Source organism: Roseomonas mucosa ATCC BAA-692 (assembly GCF_000622225.1).
GTDB lineage: Bacteria > Pseudomonadota > Alphaproteobacteria > Acetobacterales > Acetobacteraceae > Roseomonas > Roseomonas mucosa.
The window spans coordinates 1-4,920 of sequence record NZ_JHWD01000059.1; the positions used below are offsets into that span (position 1 = coordinate 1).

The window sequence follows — 4,920 nt, forward strand, 5'->3', positions numbered from 1 at the left end:
CACGCAAACTCCGCCTCGCGGTCAAACTTGCTCGGTCCCCAAACAACGTGACAATGCCAGCGGATCCGCTTCTCCAGGCCGCGCGCTCCCAACGGCTCGCCGCCCCAGTTGATCCAGAAGGCCTCCGATGCGCGTCCAACCAGCAGCTCCAGCCGCGCGACCGTCACATCGGTGCGCCAAGGCCTATTCCACCGTGGTGGGCTGCTCCAGCTCCAGGGCACCTTGCTCTACGGCGCGCGGCAGGCCGTGGGTGTAGTGGACCCTATACGACTTCGTCCGGCCGGGCCCGCGCGCTTCCATGCGCCAGCTCCCCAGGCCGCCTGCCTTCTCCATCTCGCCGAAGGCCGACACCACGTCCTCACGGAAGCGGGCGCGCCGCTTGCTGTCCTCGGCGGCGTAGTCCCGTCCGACGAGCTCGGCGAGCGTCTCTAGGGCCAGCCACGTGTGGGCTGGCTGGCTGTCAATGTAGGGCCACCATGCGCGGGCGAAGTCGCCCTTGAGCTTGAAGTAGATATCGGCAGAGAGCGAGACGAGGTGCTTTTCCTCGAACGTCCTCTTCACCCACTCGCCGTATGCGACGGACACCTCGGAATCCAAGTTCACGCCCGACCACTCGATGGCGCCGATGATCCCGTCCGACCATCCGGCGGACGTCAAACGTCCCTTGGCCACGGCCGCCTCGTAGGCGTCGAAGGAACCGGTGAACACGCGCACGGTGACGCTCCTCAACTCCTCGAACACCCGCAAGGCGGTAAGAAGATTGTTCACATGGGCGGTAACGCCGGACGCGAGCAGGATCTCTCGCCAAGTCGTCGTCGTCCGGTAGACGGCGGCGGTGCCGCCATTCAGGCCGACGGTCTCGAACCTTTTCGCGCGCAGTCTGAACAGCGCCATGAGCGCGTCGCGATGCCGGGTGCCCAGTTCCCGACCTCGGACCTCTACGACGGCGTGGGGTCGCACGACGTACACCCTGACGAAGTCCGCGTCGGCAGAGAGGCCGTGGCGCCGCGGCGCGAAGGCGCTGGTCCTGGCCAGCTTCGAGGGCATGACGGCGGGCTGGCGGCGTCCGCGGGTGTTCTGGCGCGTGCGCGCCAGCCGCTCCAGTCTCGCCTGCTCCGCCTCGGTCAAACCCCCGACCATTCTACCCCCGGCATTCCTGCCCTTGTGGACGAATAGCCGTTCCGCCTGTGGACGGCCAGCCCAAAATGGGAATCGCGCGGGTATAGACGGGAATCGCGCGGGGATGAACGGGAATCGCGCGGGGATGAACGCCTGACAACGCCCTGATTCGGAAGGAGAAAATCGCCATAGACTTTATCTTATTAGACTCTGTTTTAGACGCTGCCTGTGGACAGCCGCTGTGGACAACGGGCTGCCCATGACCGCCTGAAGCCTGCTGGGACCCCGGCCGATCCGCAAGTCGTTGTTCGGGATTGGTTTTCGACGTAATCGCGCGGGGATAAAGAAAAGGCTTGGGAGAAGACAAAGCTGACAGGGCGTGCCAGGACCGACAGCAGGATCTTGTAGGAGTCAGGACACGAAAGTGCGCTGAGTGTCCGGCTCTCGCGAACAAACGGGCAACTCAGGAGATGGGCAGCTTGAGTGTAGCGTAGAGGGTGGTCTTGCCGATCTTCAGGCACACCGCCGCGTCGCGCACGGTCAGGCCCTTGGCGACGAGGTCGCGGGCACGGCGAAGCTTCTCGGCGGTGACAACGGGCTCACGCCCACCTCGCCGTCCCCGCGCCTCTGCAGCGGCGAGCCCGGCGCGGGCGCATCGGGCTCATGGCGGGGCTGTCGGCACCAGGGCCTTCATGGCCGGGCAGGCTGACGAGCCACGTCGCTCGCGAAAGCGGCGACGGCGCGAGCCAATGGCACCAGCGGAGGGCGCCCCAGGAAATCCGCATGAGGCGGGCATGCTCATTCCGCTTGGGGAGTGGGGAAGAGGGCAGGGGGCCTGACCCTCCGCAGAATGGCTCTATCCTGCCAGGGGCTGCCAGCATTGCGTCAAGGACCGTTGGCGACAGGCAGGCGTCTCGCGACCCCCTTTGCCGGAACTCCTGGAGAAGGCTTGCCCAGGACGACCGAAGGGATCATCTATGGAACCTGTAGGTTCTATGGTGTCGATCATGGCAGGCCAGTCCATCTCCGCGCACGCCGATGCCGAGACGGTATCCAAGCTGCGCGGCATCGCTGCCCGCGAGGGACGGACACCGTCCCAGCTCACAGCCGCTTCGCTGAAGCTCTACCTCGACCTGCCGGGTACTGTACGCGCCGCCCTGCGTGACATCGAGGCACTGGGCACCCCGGACGACCGCCACAACCTGTTGCGCGCCATCGCCCGGACCGTGGTCTCCACCCAATACGAGGTCGCCCGGCGGCGAGTGGCGGAAACGATGCGAATCCAGCACGAGGATGCCCTGGAGAGCGACGAGGACATCCTGGCCGAGGCGGTGCGGGCTACCACGACGCCGCGCTGATACCGGTTGCAGGTCCGGTGAAGGATCTCCTTCGCGTCTGTCTCGACCTCAATGTCTGGGTCGCGGACTTCCTGGGCACCCGGCGAGGGCGGCGGGGTGGCAGCTCGCCCTGGCTTGCCGACGCGGTGCGGTCCGGCGCCTGTCCGGCCGGGCCCTTGCAACTCGTGGTGTCGCTGGGGATGCTGGATCGTCTGGCACTGGTCCTGGTGCGCGAGTTCCAGGTTGAGGCGGACGCGGCGGAAACGTTGGTGCGTGCGATCGGCAGCCTGGCTTCGTTGGGGCCGGCTGGAGACCACCCGCATGCGCTCATAGGCGGAGGTGTGTACCCCCTTCGCGACGAGGAGGACCGGCACGTGCTGGAGGTGGCCGTTGCCGGCGAGGCCGACCTGCTGGTTACCGCCAACATGGCGGACTTCGAGGCGGACGACATCCGCAAGGTAGGAGATGGGGCCCGGGTCCGGCTTTACCCGCGCCCCGGTCGGGCTGCCCTCGTCATCGCCCATCCTGACCAGGCTTGCGACTGGCTACGCGCCGGAGTCCCGACGCTGGCGTCCATCGAGCGTCTGTAAGGAGGCCAAACGTCGTTAGGCCTCCTGATGGCGCTTAAGATTGTTGACTCTGCATATTCTCTCGCGTGATGATCAAAACGCTCCTGAGAAGGAGCTGCGAAGAACCCTGAGAAGCGGTTCTGGTGTTGGTTGCCGCCGGATGGTGGCTAGTTCGGTCCAAGCGGCTTGCGCTGCGGAGGTCGTGCTGTCCTATAAGGGAAGCCCGTGCCGGATCCGGTTCTCCTCATCTAAAGGAGGCCGGCTATGAAGCCCAGCAAGATCATCATCAAGTACGAGCATGTCGCGGAGCAAACCCATGGCTCTGTGAAGCGCCTCGTCGGCTTCGTCCAGGCAAAGAGCCTGTTGACGCTGTTCGACGCAGTAGACCTCGACGCCAACCCGCGCTCTGCCAAGTGGGGTCAAGTTACTGAGGCTATCGTGGAGAGCATTAAGCGCGATCCCGACATCTTTCCGTTCAAGACTAAAGGTGTGCTGATCGGATCGTCGGAATATGAGGCGCTCCAGCGTCAGCGATATGAGGTTCGCTTCGCTGACCCGACGACGGAAGGCATTCTGGACGGCGGCCATAACATGCTCGGGATCGGCACGCATATCCTGACCACCGCGCTGAACGACGAGAAGGCCACGAAGAAGATCAAGAACTGGGAGACCTTCAAGGACGCTTGGCGGGCCAGCCGTGATGCGATCGAGGCGGTGCGTGACGAACTCAACTTCCTCGTCCCCGTGGAAGTCCTGGTGCCCGCCGACCTCGAAGATGACGCCATAATCTTGGACTTTCGCTCCGAGCTGCTTGAGATCTGCGCTGCCCGCAACAACAATGCGGAGTTGACGCTGGAAACGAAGGCCAACCAGAAAGGCTTCTACGACGCGATCAAGTCCGCCTTGCCGCCGAACGTCCGCGACCGCATTGAATGGAAGTCCAACATGGCGGGCGGTGACGTAAAGGTGCGCGATATTGTCGCTCTCGCATGGATCCCACTGTCGCTGCTGCCCAGCCTGCCGGTCAAGGCGCCTGCGCCGCAGAACATCTATCGCAACAAGGGTGAGTGCGCGAAGCTCTTCGACGACCTGATGAGCAACGCAAATGTCTCGACCCGCGCGGCCGACGGGCCGCTACACGCGCTGAACAACGAGGCCGTCCGCAGCGCGATCGCCGTGCTCGGCGATCTGCCGGCGCTATACGACAAGATCTACACGGACTTTCCGGCTGCCTACAACACGGCCGGCGGCCACTTCGGCCGCATTGGTATCGTGCGCATGTACGACCCGATGAAGAAGGCCGATAAGAACCGCAAGTACATGCGCACTCAGCCGGAGACGCACTTCACCGAGCAGGAGGTGGACTACAGCTACCCGGACGGCCTGATCATGCCGCTGGTCTGGGGCCTGCGTGCTTTGATGACGGTGAAGGACGGAAAGGTCGTCTGGTGCACTGATCCGACCAGCTTCCTCGACCGGAATCTGAAGGACATCGCGCAGAACTATAAGCTCGTCCTGGAGATGTCCCGCTTTGATCCACAGAAGCTCGGCAAGAACGAGGCCTCCTACGGCTTCGCGGTCAGCCAGTTCGAGACGGCGCTGCTGAAGGAAAGCCGGGCCGCGGCCTAACGCGCTGCTGCGCGGCGCCCTTGCCAGGGCGTCGCGCGCATCCGCCTCCTCCGCACCTCGTCTACTGAAAGCAAGATGACAAACTTCCTCGACGACTACGTCCCGCGCCGCGTCACGCTCACGCTGCCGGAAGGGCTGAAGCTGCGCGGCCTGCATCTCGGCCAAGGCAGCCTAAGAGCGCCTAACTAAACCCGGTATGATGCGTTTCTGTGGGCATGGCGAAGCCTTTGGTTTCTGATGATCTCTGGGCGGCGATTGAGCCGCTG

At 64.3% G+C, this 4,920-nt stretch carries 4 protein-coding genes; 3 read left to right on the forward strand and 1 reads right to left on the reverse strand.

From position 1 onward, the window contains the following. Positions 1-183: 183 nt before the first annotated feature. Positions 184-1,128, reverse strand: coding sequence for a hypothetical protein (locus BT98_RS0119930; RefSeq protein ID WP_237719434.1), 945 nt, complete (start codon positions 1,126-1,128; stop codon positions 184-186). A gap of 998 nt (positions 1,129-2,126) precedes the next feature. Here BT98_RS0119930 and BT98_RS27455 point away from each other — a divergent pair. The 3 genes from BT98_RS27455 (at position 2,127) to BT98_RS0119945 (ending at position 4,654) form a co-directional block, all read left to right on the forward strand. Next, positions 2,127-2,477, forward strand: a complete 351-nt coding sequence (locus BT98_RS27455; protein ID WP_037251800.1) for a hypothetical protein — start codon at positions 2,127-2,129, stop codon at positions 2,475-2,477. Positions 2,478-2,494: 17 nt separating this feature from the next. Next, positions 2,495-3,046 (forward strand): PIN domain-containing protein, encoded by a 552-nt coding sequence (locus BT98_RS25315; RefSeq protein WP_019463445.1) that lies wholly within the window; start codon positions 2,495-2,497, stop codon positions 3,044-3,046. 243 nt (positions 3,047-3,289) lie between these two features. After that, the gene (locus BT98_RS0119945) at positions 3,290-4,654 is read left to right on the forward strand and encodes a hypothetical protein (protein WP_026033621.1); all 1,365 of its coding nucleotides are present in this window, start codon (positions 3,290-3,292) and stop codon (positions 4,652-4,654) included. Positions 4,655-4,920 lie beyond the last annotated feature (266 nt).